Below are 15687 nucleotides of genomic sequence, written 5' to 3' on the forward strand. Positions count from 1 at the left end.
TTAACCTCCGGTTACCGGCGGGAAGAAAGCCACTTCGTCGCCGTCAGTCAGCGAATGGTCAAAACTCACCAGCGTCTGGTTGACAGCAGCCAGCAATTTGCCATCTTCCAGCGCCAGCGCCCAGCGATCGCTCTGCGCAGCCAGATGTTGGCGTAACGCTTCAACGGTTGGGAAATCCGCAGCCACTTCGGTTGCATCTGTTCCCACCAACTCGCGCACCTGGGCGAAAAAAAGAACGTTAATCATCCGCTTCCACCTTAAAGTCACCCGACTTGCCGCCGCTCTTCGCCAGCAAACGTACCGGACCAATCACCATATCTTTTTGCACCGCTTTGCACATGTCATAAATGGTCAGCGCCGCCACGGAGGCCGCGGTTAACGCTTCCATTTCGACACCGGTTTTCCCGGTCAGGCGGCATAAGGTTTCTATACGTACCCGATTGTGCTCCGGCTCGGCCTGTAAATTGACTTCAACTTTGCTGAGCATCAGCGGGTGACACAGCGGGATCAGATCCCAGGTGCGTTTTGCCGCCTGAATACCGGCGATACGCGCAGTGGCAAATACGTCGCCTTTGTGGTGGCGACCATCAATAATCATCGCCAGCGTCTCGCTGCGCATGGTGACAAAGGCTTCGGCGCGCGCTTCACGCACGGTTTCCGCTTTGGCGGAGACATCCACCATGTGCGCTTCGCCAGCGGCGTTGATATGGGTCAGTTGCGACATACTTATTTCTTCAAATGTGGATGGAAATTACACGGACGCGTACGGGCATCCAGCTGCGGCGCAATGATATTTTCCCATGCGGTACGGCACGCTTTGGTCGAACCCGGCATGGCGAAAATCAGCGTTTTGTTAGCGACGCCCGCTACCGCACGAGATTGCAACGTGGAAGTGCCAATCTCTTCGAACGACAACATCCGGAACACTTCACCAAAACCTTCAACTTCACGGTCGAACAACGGCAGCAGCGCTTCGGGAGCCTGATCTCCTTCCGTCAGGCCAGTACCACCCGTAATCAACACCACTTGTACATCGTCGCTGGCGATCCACGCAGATACCTGAGCGCGAATAGCGTAGCGGTTTTCTTTCACAATGGCTTTATCGACAACGTGATGGCCCGCTTCTTGCGCCGAGTCGCGCAGATAGTGACCGGAGGTATCGTCTTCTTCACCGCGACGATTAGAAACCGTAAGAATAGCAATACGGGTCGGGATAAATTCAGTGCTTACCTGACTCATCTGATCTCTCCTTTTGACGTTTTAGCCACCAATGTACGATAAGTTTTGCGTAATACCGGTGTTATTTTGATGCAGGAAATGGGTCTGTTTTTTCTCCCGCAGCGCCGCTGAAATACGCGCTTCCAGCGCCTGTTGCTGGGTATCGTCTTCCAGCAGATCGCGCAGGTTAACGCCGCCTTCACCAAACAGGCAGAGATGGAGTTTACCAATGGAGGAAACGCGCAGGCGGTTGCAAGTGGCGCAGAAGTCTTTTTCATACGGCATGATAAGGCCAATCTCTCCGGCGTAATCCGGATGACAAAAGACTTGCGCGGGACCGTCGCTGCGTTGACGTAATTGGTGGATCCAGCCGCGACGCAGTAGCTCGTTACGCAGAACCTGACCAGAGATGTGATGCTTACGGAAGAGCTCGATGCCCTCGCCCGTTTCCATCAGTTCGATGAAACGCAGCTGGATGGGACGATGCTGGATCCAGTTCAGAAAGGTGTCGAGCTGGTGATGATTAACATCACGCATCAGCACGGTATTGACTTTGACCTTCTCAAAACCGGCCTCAAATGCAGCATCGATTCCTGCCATGACCTGGTTGAATTTATCCTGCCCGGTAATGGCATGAAACTGGCGAGCGTCCAGACTGTCGACGCTGACGTTGATGCCAGTAAGTCCAGCATCGCGCCAGTTCGCCACATCGCGCTCCAGACGGTAACCATTGGTGGTGACCGCTATCTGGCGAATAGCGTCGTTTTCTCGCACAGCGGCGATGATATCGGTAAAGTCGCGGCGTAAAGATGGCTCACCACCTGTCAGACGGACTTTTTCGGTGCCCAGACTGGCGAAGGCGCGCGTAACCCGGCGAATTTCATCGACGGTCAGAAAGCCTTTATTGGTGACGCCGCTCGGCTTGTAACCATCCGGCAGGCAGTAGGTGCAACGAAAGTTACACACATCAGTAATCGACAGGCGCAAGTAGTAAAACTTACGCGCAAATGCATCAGTCAGTTGTGAAGCCATGTACACCTTTCCAGATACGGGAGGCGAAGTCATTTCTTCCTTCGCCCTGGTGGCAATCTTTACGAGCATTGTCACGGCCAAAGCACCGTATCAGTTGACCCAGGTGCAGAGGCTAGAGTGTTTAGTGGTTAAGCCGATACTAGCGTGTAAATGAGATTTTTACCATCCACACTTTCGCTATGTAATCATATATATAGCGTCATGATCGTGCTATTTCGCTACAGAATAAGGGAAAATGGCGGTTTTACTTTGATATACATCATCAGGGAGGCATAGCGTGCATCGTCCTTTAGAGGTAGAAGAAAATAGTTTGTATCCTCAATATTGGCAGGTTAATTGCTGTTTCCTCGCAATTTGCGCTACTGTAGCGCGGATAATCTGACTCCAGGAAACTATATGCGCAATCGTACGCTGGCTGATCTTGATCGTGTCGTTGCTCTCGGCGGAGGGCATGGACTGGGACGCGTTCTCTCATCACTTTCGTCTTTGGGTTCTCGTTTAACGGGTATCGTCACCACCACCGATAACGGTGGCTCGACGGGGCGTATTCGCCGCTCAGAAGGCGGCATTGCCTGGGGCGATATGCGCAACTGCCTCAATCAGCTGATAACTGAACCCAGCGTCGCTTCCGCAATGTTTGAATATCGTTTCGGCGGTAATGGCGAACTTTCCGGGCACAACCTTGGAAACCTGATGTTAAAGGCACTGGATCACCTTAGCGTGCGACCTCTTGAAGCGATCAATCTGATTCGAAATCTGCTGAAAGTGGACGCACATTTGATTCCGATGTCGGAGCATCCTGTTGATCTGATGGCGATTGACGATCAGGGGCATGAAGTATACGGCGAGGTCAATATCGACCAGTTAACTGCGCCGATTCAAGAGTTATTGTTAACGCCGAATGTACCCGCAACGCGTGAGGCGGTTCACGCTATCAGTGAAGCGGATCTCATCATTATTGGGCCTGGCAGTTTTTACACCAGCCTGATGCCAATTCTGCTGCTGAAGGAAATCGCACAGGCATTACGCCGCACGCCAGCGCCGATGGTCTATATCGGCAATCTGGGGCGTGAGTTGAGTTTACCTGCGGCTAATCTGAAGCTGGAAAGCAAGCTGGCAATTATGGAGCAGTATGTTGGTAAAAAGGTAATTGATGCGGTCATCGTCGGGCCAAAAGAGGATGTCTCGGCGGTGAAAGAGCGGATTGTGATTCAGGAAGTGCTGGAGGCCAGCGATATTCCGTATCGTCATGACCGCCAGTTGTTGCATAGCGCGCTGGAAAAGGCATTACAGGCTTTAGGTTAACACGAAGCCGGAAGAATATTCCGGCTTCGTCATCTTGTCACGACGCGGCAATAAACAGCTCACGCAACTGATGCAACTGGTCACGAATTTGCGCCGCTTCTTCGAACTCCAGATTCTGCGCGTGTTGCATCATCAACCCTTCCAGTTCATGGATCTTCTGCTGTAACGCTTTAGGCGACATATCCATCGGCACATTATCCGGTTCAACAATCGGGCGCGATTTTCCTCTGCCCTTCGCTTTGGTTTTGGCAATGTTCTGCCCCAGCGCCAGGATATCGACCACTTTCTTGTTCAAGCCTTGCGGCGTAATGCCGTGTTCTTCGTTGTACTTCTGCTGTTTCTCGCGGCGACGTTCGGTTTCGCCAATCGCTTTCGCCATTGATGGGGTGATCTTATCGCCATAGAGAATCGCTTTACCGTTAACGTTACGTGCCGCACGACCAATGGTCTGGATCAACGAACGTTCGGAACGCAGGAAGCCTTCTTTGTCAGCGTCGAGGATCGCCACCAGCGAAACTTCCGGCATATCCAGACCTTCGCGCAGTAAGTTGATCCCTACCAATACGTCGAACTCACCCAGACGCAAGTCGCGGATAATCTCCATACGTTCGACGGTGTCGATATCTGAGTGAAGATAACGCACGCGCTCACCGTGTTCTTCGAGATATTCAGTGAGATCTTCCGCCATCCGCTTGGTCAGAGTTGTAACCAGTACGCGTTCGTTAATTGCCGCTCGCTGACGAATCTCCGAAAGAAGATCATCCACCTGTGTTGCCACTGGCCGCACTTCGATAATCGGGTCGAGTAAGCCTGTTGGACGCACCACCTGATCCACCACATCGCCACCGGATTTTTCCAGCTCGTAATTACCCGGCGTCGCCGAAACATAGATGGTTTGCGGCGCTAATGCTTCGAACTCTTCAAATTTCAGCGGACGGTTATCCAGCGCTGATGGCAGGCGGAAGCCGTACTCCACCAGAGTCTCTTTACGCGCCCGGTCACCGCGATACATGCCGCCAATTTGTGGAATGGTGACGTGAGATTCATCGACGACCAACAGCCCATCGGCAGGCAGGTAATCAAACAGCGTCGGCGGTGGCTCACCCGGTCCACGACCGGAGAGGAAGCGCGAGTAGTTCTCAATCCCGGAACAGTAGCCCAGCTCGTTCATCATCTCCAGATCAAACTGGGTACGCTGGGTCAGCCGCTGCTCTTCAAGCAACTTGTTGTTCTCCAACAGCACTTTGCGTCTGGCGGCCAGTTCTTCTTTGATCTCTTCCATCGCCTGTACGATGCGCTCGCGCGGCGTGACGTAGTGCGTTTTCGGGTAGATGGTAAAACGTGGAATAGTGGAAACAATCTGCCCGGTCAGCGGGTCAAATAACGACAATCGTTCCACTTCCTCGTCAAACAGTTCCACGCGAAGTGCAATGTCATCCGATTCTGCCGGGAAGATATCTATCACCTCACCACGAACGCGGAAAGTACCGCGCTGGAATGCCTGATCATTACGAGCGTATTGCAGCTCCGCCAGTCGGCGCAGAATCGCGCGCTGATCGATAATCATACCGACCGTGAGATGGAGCATCATCTTGAGATATAAATCAGGATCGCCCAGACCATAAATCGCGGAAACAGACGCCACCACAACCACATCACGCCGCTCCAGCATCGCTTTGGTGGCGGACAAACGCATCTGTTCGATATGTTCGTTTACCGAGGCATCTTTCTCAATAAAGGTGTCGGAACTCGGTACATAGGCCTCCGGCTGATAGTAGTCGTAGTAGGAGACGAAATATTCCACCGCGTTTTCCGGGAAGAATTCTTTCATTTCGCCATACAGCTGGGCCGCCAGCGTTTTGTTGGGCGCAAGTACCATGGTAGGGCGCTGAAGGTCAGCAATGACATTGGCAATGGTGAAGGTTTTCCCGGAGCCAGTCACGCCAAGTAACGTCTGGTGCGCCAGGCCATCTTCCAGCCCCTCTTCGAGACGTCGAATCGCCTCCGGCTGATCGCCAGAAGGTTTAAAAGCGGAATTCAGTTTGAACGGTTTACTCATGAGTCGCTACCTGAAGGAGTTGGGCGGGCTGGTATGTAATTTTACTCGTCGTACTTAATTATGCCAACAAATTATACTGGATAAAAAAACAGTTCATCACCATAATATTTCTGTTACAGCGTAAACTCCGCTGTCAATCATGAACAAGATTTACTCTGTGGCGAGATAAAACTCCGGCCTTACCGGGTTATCCCCAAAGCAACGGCTTTTTTAACATTTGTCAAGATGATTGATGACAGTTTTATGGCAAGAGATGCCTGTTCAGTGACTGCCATTGCAATTATCTAACCTGTTAAAAAATAAAAGATATTTCTTTGAGCCGTCTTTAACGCCAATTCGCGTGCAAGCCGCGTATTCTCTCGCTTGCCTCGTGTTTTCTAACTCTAATACACATGGTTATCCACAGGAATAGTGGATAACTGTCTGCAGCCCCTATCCCCCGCCGCCTGGGCAATTCCCACATTCACCGCATGATGCGGAGGTAAAATTTTTTTCGTGATTTTTTTAGAATTTAATTGGTTAAATTGCAGTCAATCGGAGACGCGATCTCGCTCACAATTTAACCAAGCACAGGATGACTACATTAAGGCAAGATTGATGTACTTTCCGGTTGCCGCATTTTCTGGATTTTCTGCAAGCCAGGGAATTTCGCCCAGCAGCGGCGCGGGAATCATGCGGGTGAGCGTGGTCATATATTCAGCGTGACGTTTTCCCGGAGGCGTGACATCGTTCGCCACCCACCCCGCCAGAGTCAGTCCGGCGTGTAGTATTGCCTGCGCAGTCAACATCGCGTGATTAATACAGCCGAGTTTCACGCCCACAACCAGTATCACTGGCAGTTGTTCCTGTGTTACCCAATCCGCAAAAGTGAAAGTGTCAGAAAGCGGCGTAAACCAGCCGCCAGCACCTTCCACTAACACCCAGTCAGCCTGTTGTTCAAGCGCGCGTAATCCGGCGCTCATTACCAATGCTTCTATCGGCCTGCCCTCTTGCGCGCTGATGATATGCGGCGAGGTGGGTTCTGCGAAGGTGTAAGGATTTACCGTTGCGTAATCCAGCTGCAGGCTACTGTTGCGCTGTAACGCCAGCGCGTCACTATTACGTAAGCCTTTCGGGGTCTTTTCGCTGCCAGAGGCCACCGGTTTGTAACCTGCCGTCCGGTAGCCTGCTGCCTTTGCGGCTTGTAAAAGCGCGCAGCTGGCGACAGTTTTCCCCACTTCGGTATCCGTTCCGGTGACAAAATAACATTTACTCACGAGCAATCACTCCCAAAAAAAGATGATACGTCAGAGGATATCGCCCCTGTTGTTGCGGCCAGGCCAGTTGCAATCGCTGCAACTGCGAACGCGTTAATATTCGCGGGTCACGCCCTTCATGAAGATGCGTGGCACCGATGCCTTTCAGCGAACGCATGGCACTGAGCGCATCATCAAACCACAGCGTGATGGGCTGAATATAATGTTGATAATGCACGGCGTTTAGCGACTGTTCGATTTCATCTGGCGGTAAAAAGCGATTAGCATGCGGACGCTCGTCCACCGCCTGCCACGCCTGATGCAGTTCGGGTAACGATCCCTGCACCAGCGTGGTAAACGCGACCACGCCTCCGGGGCGCACCACCCGATACAGCTCGCGGAGTGCCGTGGATAAATTACCGCACCACTGCACCGCGAGATTGCTCCATGCAAGATCGAACGTCGCAGTCGCTAACGGCAGGGATTCGATATCTCCCGCCAGATAATGGTCTGCGGCATCCTTCTGGCGTGCCTGAACAAGCATTGGCGGAGAGAGATCTAACGCAGTCACCTGCGCGTGACGCTCTCGCCAGCGGCGGCTCATCCAGCCTGGTCCACAACCCGCATCCAGTACGCGGGTGTATTTACGCTGTGGGAGCATTGCCAGTAAGGCGTCAGCACTCTGGCGCTGTAGATCGGCGTGTTGCTCATAGTGTGCGGCTGCCCGTCCAAATGCCGCAGCAATGGCTTGTTTATTAACCGTTGCCATGCAGCACCTCCAGCAGACGGTCGATATCCTGCATTTCATGCGCTGCGGTTAGCGTTAAGCGCAGTCGCGCAGTACCAGCGGGTACGGTTGGCGGGCGAATCGCCGTGACCCAGCAGCCTTGCTGGCGCAGTTTTTCTGCCAGTTGTAACGCACGGCTGTTATCACCGACGATCAATGGCTGGATGGCGCTGCATGAGCCAGCAAGCGTAAACGGCAAATCCTGCACTCCGGCACGAAAACGCGTAATGAGTGCCGCCAGTTTTTCGCGCCGTGCATCCCCCTCATCACTGCGAATGACCGCCAGCGACGCACGTAATGCCTGCGCCTGAGCGGGCGGCATACTGGTGCTGTAGATAAGATGGCGAGCGAATTGCAGCAGATAATCCGCCACCGTATTGGAGCAAAGCACCGCTGCCCCGCTGACGCCAAATCCTTTGCCAAACGTCACCACCAGCAATTCTGGTTTTACCTTTTGCAGCCAGCAGCTGCCACGCCCCTGCTCCCCGATAACGCCCGTGCCGTGGGCGTCATCGACCATCAACCAGCCATCGTGCTGTTGCGTTACCTGCTGGATTTCCTCCAGTGGCGCACTATCGCCGTCCATGCTGAACACACCTTCTGTCACTACCAGTTGCTGCCCCGGACAGGGGGAAGCAAGCAGTCGCGCCAGATGAGTGACATCGTTATGAGCAAAACGGCGAAGCGGCGACGGGCTTAAACTTGCAGCCTCCAGCAATGAGGCATGGCTAAGCCGGTCGGCAACAATACGGTCCTCTTTCGCCATCATCGCGGCAATGACAGCCTGATTAGCGGCAAAACCAGAAATAAACAGCAGCGCCCGCGAATAGCCCAGCCATTCGGCCAGTTCTTCTTCCAGCACCTGGTGCGCCACGCTATAACCGCTGACGTGACCGGAACCGCCGCTACCGACACCAAATTGATCCGCGCCCTGCTGCCAGGCGCGGATAATTTGCGGATGATGGCTTAAACCTAAATAATCGTTACTGGAAAAGTTCAGATACTGGCAATCATCTGCCACCAGCCAGCGTCCGGCTCCTTGTGCCACCGGATAACGGCGACGCAAGGCATCAGCAACACGCCGCGCATCAAGCGCCGCGTCGATTTTCTCCTGCCAGATCATAGTGCTGCCGCGTTGTAATATTCGTCAGTGTCCGGGGTCATCAGCGCCTGCTCCAGACGCTGCTGTTGTTCGTTATCGCCCGCCAGCACGGCAGTTTGCTGCGGATTTAGCCCCAGTTTGCGGAACAGTTGCAGGTCTTTATCTTCTTCCGGATTCGGCGTAGTCAGCAGTTTGCAACCGTAGAAAATCGAGTTTGCGCCAGCCATAAAGCACATCGCCTGAGTCTGTTCGTTCATCTGCTCGCGTCCGGCAGAAAGGCGTACGTAAGAGGTCGGCATCATGATCCGCGCTACGGCAATGGTGCGAATAAAATCAAAGGCATCGACATCATCGTTATCCGCCAGCGGTGTGCCTTTCACCTTCACCAGCATGTTGATTGGCACGCTTTCCGGCGGCGTCGGCAGGTTTGCCAGTTGCAGTAATAATCCGGCGCGATCTTTCACCGTTTCGCCTAAGCCCACAATGCCACCTGAACAGACTTTAATCCCAGCTTCTCGCACTTTTTCCAGCGTATCGAGACGTTCCTGATAGGTGCGGGTGGTGATGATATTGCCGTAAAACTCCGGCGAGGTGTCGAGGTTGTGGTTATAGTAATCCAGCCCGGCATTCGCCAGGCGCTGCGCTTGAGATTCACTCAACGTTCCCAGCGTCATACACGCCTCCAGACCCATCGCTTTTACCCCCTGCACCATTTGTTCCAGGTACGGCATATCGCGTTCGTGGGGATTCTTCCACGCCGCGCCCATACAGAAACGCGTCGATCCCGCCGCTTTCGCTTTGCGCGCCGACTCCAGCACCTGTTCAACTTCCATCAACCGCTCGGCTTCCAGCCCGGTTTTGTAGCGCGAGCTTTGCGGGCAATATTTGCAATCTTCCGGACAAGCTCCGGTCTTAATCGACAGCAAAGTGCTGACCTGCACCTGACGAGGATCGAAATGCTGACGATGCACCTGCTGCGCTTCAAACAGCAGATCCAGCAACGGTTTTTCAAATAATTCTGTGACTTGCGACAATGTCCAGCGTGGGCGGTGAGCCATGGGGCTTCTCCAAAACGTGTTTTTTGTTGTTAATTCGGTGTAGACTCGTAAACCTAAATCTTTTCAATTTGGTTTACAAGTCGATTATGACAACGGACGATCTTGCCTTTGACCAACGCCATATCTGGCACCCATACACATCCATGACCTCCCCGCTGCCGGTTTATCCGGTGGCAAGCGCCGAAGGTTGCGAGCTAATTTTGTCTGACGGCAGGCGCCTGGTTGACGGTATGTCGTCCTGGTGGGCGGCGATCCACGGTTACAATCACCCGCAGCTTAATGCGGCGATGAAGTCGCAAATTGATGCTATGTCGCATGTGATGTTTGGCGGTATCACCCATGCGCCCGCCATTGAGCTGTGCCGCAAATTGGTGGCAATGACGCCGCAACCGCTGGAGTGCGTTTTTCTCGCGGACTCCGGCTCCGTAGCGGTAGAAGTGGCGATGAAAATGGCGTTGCAGTACTGGCAGGCCAAAGGCGAAGCGCGCCAGCGTTTTCTAACCTTCCGCAATGGTTATCATGGCGATACCTTTGGCGCGATGTCGGTGTGCGATCCGGACAACTCAATGCACAGCCTGTGGAAAGGCTATCTGCCAGAAAACCTGTTTGCTCCCGCCCCGCAAAGCCGCATGGATGGCGAATGGGATGAGCGCGATATGGTGGGCTTTGCCCGCCTGATGGCAGCGCATCGTCATGAAATCGCGGCGGTGATCATTGAACCGATTGTCCAGGGCGCAGGCGGGATGCGCATGTACCATCCGGAATGGTTAAAACGAATCCGCAAAATGTGCGATCGCGAAGGTATCTTGCTGATTGCCGACGAGATCGCCACCGGATTTGGTCGTACCGGCAAACTGTTTGCCTGTGAACATGCAGAAATCGCGCCGGATATTTTGTGTCTCGGTAAAGCCTTAACCGGCGGCACAATGACCCTTTCCGCCACGCTCACCACGCGCGAGGTTGCGGAAACCATCAGTAACGGCGAAGCCGGCTGCTTTATGCATGGGCCAACTTTTATGGGCAATCCGCTGGCCTGCGCAGCAGCAAACGCCAGCCTGGCGATTCTTGAATCTGGCGACTGGCAGCATCAGGTGGCGGCTATTGAAGCGCAGCTACGCGAGCAACTTGCCCCCGCCTGTGACGCCGAAATGGTTGCCGATGTGCGCGTACTGGGGGCAATCGGCGTGGTCGAAACCACTCGTCCGGTGAATATGGCAGCGCTGCAAAAATTCTTTGTCGAACAGGGTGTCTGGATCCGGCCTTTTGGCAAACTGATTTACCTGATGCCGCCCTATATTATTCTCCCGCAACAGTTGCAGCGTCTGACCGCAGCGGTTAACCGTGCGGTGCAGGATGAAACATTTTTTTGCCAATAACGGGAAGTCAGCGTGAGGGTTTCTGGCTACACTTTCTGCAAACAAGAAAGGAGGGTTCATGAAACTCATCAGTAACGATCTGCGCGATGGCGATAAGCTGCCGCATCGTCATGTCTTTAACGGCATGGGTTACGATGGCGATAATATTTCACCGCATCTGGCGTGGGATGATGTTCCTGTGGGAACGAAAAGTTTTGTTGTCACCTGCTATGACCCGGATGCGCCAACCGGCTCCGGCTGGTGGCACTGGGTAGTTGTTAATTTACCCGCTGATACCCGCGTATTACCGCAAGGGTTTGGCTCTGGTCTGGTAGCTATGCCAGACGGCGTTTTGCAGACGCGTACCGACTTTGGTAAAACCGGGTACGATGGCGCAGCGCCGCCGAAAGGCGAAACCCATCGCTACATTTTTACCGTTCACGCGCTGGATGTAGAACGTATTGATGTCGATGAAGGTGCCAGCGGCGCGATGGTCGGGTTTAACGTTCATTTTCACTCTCTGGCGAGTGCCTCGATTACTGCGATGTTTAGTTAATCACTCTGCCAGATGGCGCAATGCCATCTGGTATCACTTAAAGGTATTAAAAACAACTTTTTGTCTTTTTACCTTCCCGTTTCGCTCAAGTTAGTATAAAAAAGCAGGCTTCAACGGATTCATTTTTCTATTTCATAGCCCGGAGCAACCTGTGAACACATTTTCAGTTTCCCGTCTGGCGCTGGCATTGGCTTTTGGCGTGACGCTGACCGCCTGTAGCTCAACACCGCCCGATCAACGTCCTTCTGATCAAACCGCGCCTGGTACCTCTTCGCGCCCGATTCTGTCGGCAAAAGAAGCGCAGAATTTCGATGCTCAACACTATTTTGCATCCCTGACACCAGGTGCGGCAGCGTGGAATCCTTCCCCGATTACCCTGCCTGCGCAACCTGACTTTGTTGTCGGCCCGGCGGGTACTCAAGGTGTAACGCATACCACGATTCAGGCGGCGGTAGATGCGGCAATTATCAAGCGTACCAACAAGCGCCAGTATATTGCCGTGATGCCTGGTGAGTATCAGGGAACGGTGTATGTCCCTGCCGCTCCGGGTGGAATTACTCTGTACGGTACAGGTGAAAAACCGATTGATGTGAAGATTGGGCTTTCCCTTGATGGTGGCATGAGCCCTGCCGACTGGCGTCACGACGTCAACCCGCGCGGCAAATATATGCCAGGTAAACCGGCGTGGTATATGTACGATAGCTGCCAGAGTAAACGCAGCGACAGTATCGGTGTTCTCTGCTCTGCGGTCTTCTGGTCACAAAACAATGGCCTGCAACTGCAAAACCTGACCATCGAAAACACGCTGGGCGATAGCGTAGATGCGGGTAACCATCCGGCGGTGGCACTGCGTACTGATGGCGACAAAGTGCAGATCAATAACGTCAACATTCTCGGTCGTCAGAACACCTTCTTTGTCACCAACAGCGGTGTGCAGAACCGTCTGGAAACGAATCGCCAGCCGCGTACGCTGGTGACCAACAGCTATATTGAAGGGGATGTGGATATCGTTTCTGGTCGCGGCGCAGTGGTGTTCGATAACACCGAATTCCGCGTGGTGAACTCCCGTACCCAGCAAGAAGCGTATGTGTTTGCACCGGCTACGCTGTCCAACATTTACTACGGTTTCCTCGCCGTAAACAGCCGTTTCAATGCTTCCGGTGATGGCGTGGCGCAACTGGGCCGCTCGCTGGATGTTGATGCCAATACCAACGGTCAGGTAGTGATCCGTGATAGCGCCATCAACGAAGGTTTTAACACAGCCAAACCGTGGGCTGATGCGGTGATCTCTAATCGTCCGTTTGCGGGTAACACCGGCAGCGTTGATGATAACGACGAAGTACAGCGCAATCTGAATGACACTAACTACAACCGCATGTGGGAATACAATAACCGCGGCGTGGGTAGCAAAGTGGTTGCAGAGGCGAAGAAGTAGGAGCTGTTAACTATGTGCCGGATGCGGCGTAAACGCCTTATCCGGCCTACGGTTCGATGCGATTTGTCGGTCGGATAAGATGCGCCAGCATCGCATCCGACAATAAGTGCCGGATGCGACCTACATTCACATGGCGCTTTTTACATCTGACGGTTTTTATTGAAGTTAATCAAACTACCCGCCTTGATAATCTCGCGCTCTTCAGCAGTCAGACTTTCCATATAGAGCGTAATCTCCGTTACCGGTGCATCTTCATGGATCACATAACCTTTAAACGTCGTTCCAGGATTATCCAGCGCCGCTTTAATGCCAGGGATATAAATGTAATCACCTACGTCAAAGTTCGGTACTTCCGCCATCTGCAGCGGTAACATCCCCCAGTTGATGACGTTAGAACGATAGCGTTTAGTCGCGTACTCCTCGGCAATATTCGCCAGACCGCCAATCACACGCTGACAACTCGCCGCCTGTTCACGCGCAGAACCATCGCCTGGTTTCACCGCATAAACCATGCTGCCAATTTCAGTTTGCAGCGGATCAACATGTTCCTGACCAGCAATCTGCTTAATGCGCGCAAACATATCTGCCAGCTCACTGACATTTCCCGCCAGACGCTGATTTTCCAGCTCAGCAGTCGCTTTACTTCTGCCAACATAACCTGGATCGCGGCGTGACAGGGTAAACTCCGCCAGACCAATCGGATTTGAACGATAAGAAGAGGTTTCACCGGAAGGAATCAGTTCGTCGGTGGTGGTTACTTCGTCGAGGATCTTCGAGCACACTTTGAGGACGATATTGTCAGTCAGCGCGCCCAATTCCGGCCAGTCTTTGATGTTCGGTCCGTAGATCAGCGGTTGCTGGGTCGCCCCTTTCACAAAGCCTTGATAGACGCGATTTTTATACGGCGTTACATCGAAGGCGTACTCCGGCACGTTGTCCCAGCAATCGAGTTCGCTGGCAGAGGTTAAATAGCCACCGTTTGCCGCAGTCGCAGCGATAGAACGAGCGTCCATCAACGCCACCGCTGACATCTGCCCATTAGCTGGCTTAGAGCCTTCGCGGTTCGGGAAGTTACGCGTGGTGTGGCGAATACTCAAACCGTTGTTGATTGGCGTATCGCCCGCACCAAAGCATGGGCCGCAGAACGCGGTTCTGATGATTGCGCCTGCGCCAATCAAATCTGCTACCACACCTTTTTTGGCGAGATCCATAAACACCGGCTGTGATGACGGGTAAACCGCCAACGAGAAGGTATCGTTGCCGCAGGATTGACCGCGCAGCGCATTCGCCGCCGCGATGACGTTTTCGTAGTTACCGCCAGAACAGCCCGCGATAATCCCCTGCTGCACTTTCAGGCGACCATTTTCCACTTTATCCAGCAGCGAGAGTTTGGCTTTACCGTGCGCCACGCGTTCGGACTCAATTTCAATCTCACGCAGAATGTCGGTCAGATTCTGGTTCAGCGTGTCGATTTCATACACGTTGCTCGGGTGGAATGGCAGCGCAATCATTGGTTTGATGGCGCTTAAATCAACGCTGATGCTGCCATCGTAGTACGCCATTGGTTGAGGGTTAAGTTGGCAGTAATCCTGGCCGCGACCGTGCAGCGCCAGCCAGTTATGGACTTCTTCATCGGTTTGCCAGACAGAACTTAAACAGGTCGTTTCAGTGGTCATCACGTCAACGCTGTTACGGAAATCGGTAGAGAGCGCTGCAACACCGGGACCTACGAACTCCATCACTTTGTTTTTGACGTAACCGTTTTTGAACACGGCACCGATGATAGCCAGCGCCACATCCTGCGGCCCCACATACGGCGCAGGTTTTCCGGTCAGATGCACCGCAACCACGCCCGGATAGTCGATATCCCAGGTGTCATTAAGCAGCTGTTTTACCAACTCGCCGCCGCCCTCGCCAACCGCCATTGTCCCTAACGCACCGTAACGGGTATGGCTGTCTGATCCGAGGATCATTTTGCCGCCGCCCGCCATCATTTCACGCATATATTGATGGATGACCGCAATATGCGGTGGCACAAAAATACCGCCATAACGCTGGGCCGCCGATAAACCAAAAACATGGTCATCACCGTTAATGGTGCCGCCCACAGCACAGAGTGAGTTATGGCAGTTGGTCAGCACATACGGCAGCGGGAAACGTTCCATACCGGACGCTTTAGCGGTCTGTACAATACCAACAAAGGTAATATCGTGAGAGGCTAATGAATCAAACTTAATTTTAAGTTTATCCATATTTCCGGACGTATTATGAGAAGAGAGAATAGACCAGGCAATAGTGCCTTTTTTTGCTTCTTCTTTTTTTATTTCGCCGGTGAAATGTTCTTCGGCAATTATTTCGTTATTGCTGGCGAGAAACACGCCTTTTTCAGATAACTTGATCATCAAATGCTCCAGATATCTGCGCACCGTGAAGTGCGCAGAAAGATAATAAATGGATATACTCTAAATAATTCGAGTTGCAGGAAGGCGACAAGCGAGTGAATCCCCAGGAGCTTACATAAGTAAGTGACTGGGGTGAGCGAACG

At 53.1% G+C, this 15687-nt stretch carries 14 protein-coding genes and 1 riboswitch; of the genes, 4 read left to right on the forward strand and 10 right to left on the reverse strand.

Annotated elements, in window-relative coordinates; genetic code table 11:
- From moaD to moaA, 4 genes are all read right to left on the reverse strand, one after another.
- Complete coding sequence (gene moaD / locus EAS44_RS16970; protein WP_000611261.1) at positions 1-246, reverse strand: molybdopterin synthase sulfur carrier subunit; 246 nt, start codon at positions 244-246, stop codon at positions 1-3.
- Entirely contained in the window at positions 239-724 is a 486-nt protein-coding gene (moaC, locus tag EAS44_RS16975; RefSeq protein ID WP_000080885.1) for a cyclic pyranopterin monophosphate synthase MoaC, read from the reverse strand. The genes moaD and moaC overlap by 8 nt, the downstream gene beginning before the upstream one ends.
- A gap of 2 nt (positions 725-726) precedes the next feature.
- Complete coding sequence (gene moaB, locus EAS44_RS16980; RefSeq protein ID WP_000084639.1) at positions 727-1239, reverse strand: molybdenum cofactor biosynthesis protein B; 513 nt, start codon at positions 1237-1239, stop codon at positions 727-729.
- Between the two features lie 21 nt (positions 1240-1260).
- Positions 1261-2250, reverse strand: a complete 990-nt coding sequence (gene moaA / locus EAS44_RS16985) for a GTP 3',8-cyclase MoaA (protein ID WP_001350602.1) — start codon at positions 2248-2250, stop codon at positions 1261-1263.
- A riboswitch (molybdenum cofactor riboswitch) is annotated at positions 2238-2382 on the reverse strand. It overlaps the preceding gene by 13 nt.
- Positions 2383-2646: 264 nt before the next feature.
- Between moaA and yvcK the strand changes: the two genes are divergently transcribed.
- Positions 2647-3555, forward strand: a complete 909-nt coding sequence (gene yvcK, locus EAS44_RS16990; protein ID WP_001331964.1) for a uridine diphosphate-N-acetylglucosamine-binding protein YvcK — start codon at positions 2647-2649, stop codon at positions 3553-3555.
- Positions 3556-3592: 37 nt separating this feature from the next.
- Here the strand turns inward: yvcK and uvrB are convergent, their stop codons facing one another.
- The 5 genes from uvrB to bioB form a co-directional block, all read right to left on the reverse strand.
- The gene (gene uvrB, locus EAS44_RS16995; protein ID WP_000042533.1) at positions 3593-5614 is read right to left on the reverse strand and encodes an excinuclease ABC subunit UvrB; all 2022 of its coding nucleotides are present in this window, start codon (positions 5612-5614) and stop codon (positions 3593-3595) included.
- Between the two features lie 578 nt (positions 5615-6192).
- A complete protein-coding gene (gene bioD / locus EAS44_RS17000) occupies positions 6193-6870 on the reverse strand; it encodes a dethiobiotin synthase (protein ID WP_000030923.1) in 678 nt (225 codons plus the stop codon).
- Complete coding sequence (gene bioC, locus EAS44_RS17005; protein ID WP_000246772.1) at positions 6863-7618, reverse strand: malonyl-ACP O-methyltransferase BioC; 756 nt, start codon at positions 7616-7618, stop codon at positions 6863-6865. The genes bioD and bioC overlap by 8 nt, the downstream gene beginning before the upstream one ends.
- On the reverse strand, positions 7605-8759 hold the full coding sequence (gene bioF / locus EAS44_RS17010; RefSeq protein WP_000638121.1) for an 8-amino-7-oxononanoate synthase: 1155 nt from the start codon (positions 8757-8759) through the stop codon (positions 7605-7607). The genes bioC and bioF overlap by 14 nt, the downstream gene beginning before the upstream one ends.
- On the reverse strand, positions 8756-9796 hold the full coding sequence (gene bioB, locus EAS44_RS17015) for a biotin synthase BioB (RefSeq protein ID WP_000951218.1): 1041 nt from the start codon (positions 9794-9796) through the stop codon (positions 8756-8758). Before bioB ends, bioF begins: the two co-directional genes overlap by 4 nt.
- An 86-nt stretch (positions 9797-9882) precedes the next feature.
- Here bioB and bioA point away from each other — a divergent pair, with 86 nt between their 5' ends.
- The 3 genes from bioA (at position 9883) to ybhC (ending at position 13142) form a co-directional block, all read left to right on the forward strand.
- Positions 9883-11172 carry an adenosylmethionine--8-amino-7-oxononanoate transaminase gene (gene bioA / locus EAS44_RS17020; protein ID WP_001362906.1) on the forward strand — a complete coding sequence of 430 codons (1290 nt, stop codon included), beginning with the start codon at positions 9883-9885 and terminating at the stop codon, positions 11170-11172.
- 58 nt (positions 11173-11230) lie between these two features.
- Entirely contained in the window at positions 11231-11707 is a 477-nt protein-coding gene (gene ybhB, locus EAS44_RS17025) for a kinase inhibitor (protein ID WP_000767411.1), read from the forward strand.
- 151 nt (positions 11708-11858) lie between these two features.
- The gene (gene ybhC, locus EAS44_RS17030; protein ID WP_001091562.1) at positions 11859-13142 is read left to right on the forward strand and encodes a putative acyl-CoA thioester hydrolase; all 1284 of its coding nucleotides are present in this window, start codon (positions 11859-11861) and stop codon (positions 13140-13142) included.
- A 140-nt stretch (positions 13143-13282) separates the two neighbouring features.
- Here ybhC and ybhJ read toward each other — a convergent pair whose 3' ends face one another.
- On the reverse strand, positions 13283-15544 hold the full coding sequence (gene ybhJ / locus EAS44_RS17035) for a hydratase (RefSeq protein WP_000593922.1): 2262 nt from the start codon (positions 15542-15544) through the stop codon (positions 13283-13285).
- Positions 15545-15687: the final 143 nt, after the last annotated feature.

It is taken from the genome of Escherichia coli DSM 30083 = JCM 1649 = ATCC 11775 (assembly GCF_003697165.2).
In the GTDB taxonomy this organism is placed as follows: domain Bacteria; phylum Pseudomonadota; class Gammaproteobacteria; order Enterobacterales; family Enterobacteriaceae; genus Escherichia; species Escherichia coli.

What these genes read in the sequence shown, in the direction of transcription:
- moaA (WP_001350602.1), bottom strand. Translation starts at nt 2,250, where the DNA reads ATGGCTTCACAACTGACTGATGCATTTGCGCGTAAGTTTTACTACTTG.
- ybhB (WP_000767411.1), top strand. Translation starts at nt 11,231, where the DNA reads ATGAAACTCATCAGTAACGATCTGCGCGATGGCGATAAGCTGCCGCAT.
- moaB (WP_000084639.1), bottom strand. Translation starts at nt 1,239, where the DNA reads ATGAGTCAGGTAAGCACTGAATTTATCCCGACCCGTATTGCTATTCTT.
- bioB (WP_000951218.1), bottom strand. Translation starts at nt 9,796, where the DNA reads ATGGCTCACCGCCCACGCTGGACATTGTCGCAAGTCACAGAATTATTT.
- bioF (WP_000638121.1), bottom strand. Translation starts at nt 8,759, where the DNA reads ATGATCTGGCAGGAGAAAATCGACGCGGCGCTTGATGCGCGGCGTGTT.
- ybhJ (WP_000593922.1), bottom strand. Translation starts at nt 15,544, where the DNA reads ATGATCAAGTTATCTGAAAAAGGCGTGTTTCTCGCCAGCAATAACGAA.
- uvrB (WP_000042533.1), bottom strand. Translation starts at nt 5,614, where the DNA reads ATGAGTAAACCGTTCAAACTGAATTCCGCTTTTAAACCTTCTGGCGAT.
- yvcK (WP_001331964.1), top strand. Translation starts at nt 2,647, where the DNA reads ATGCGCAATCGTACGCTGGCTGATCTTGATCGTGTCGTTGCTCTCGGC.
- moaD (WP_000611261.1), bottom strand. Translation starts at nt 246, where the DNA reads ATGATTAACGTTCTTTTTTTCGCCCAGGTGCGCGAGTTGGTGGGAACA.
- bioA (WP_001362906.1), top strand. Translation starts at nt 9,883, where the DNA reads ATGACAACGGACGATCTTGCCTTTGACCAACGCCATATCTGGCACCCA.
- bioC (WP_000246772.1), bottom strand. Translation starts at nt 7,618, where the DNA reads ATGGCAACGGTTAATAAACAAGCCATTGCTGCGGCATTTGGACGGGCA.
- moaC (WP_000080885.1), bottom strand. Translation starts at nt 724, where the DNA reads ATGTCGCAACTGACCCATATCAACGCCGCTGGCGAAGCGCACATGGTG.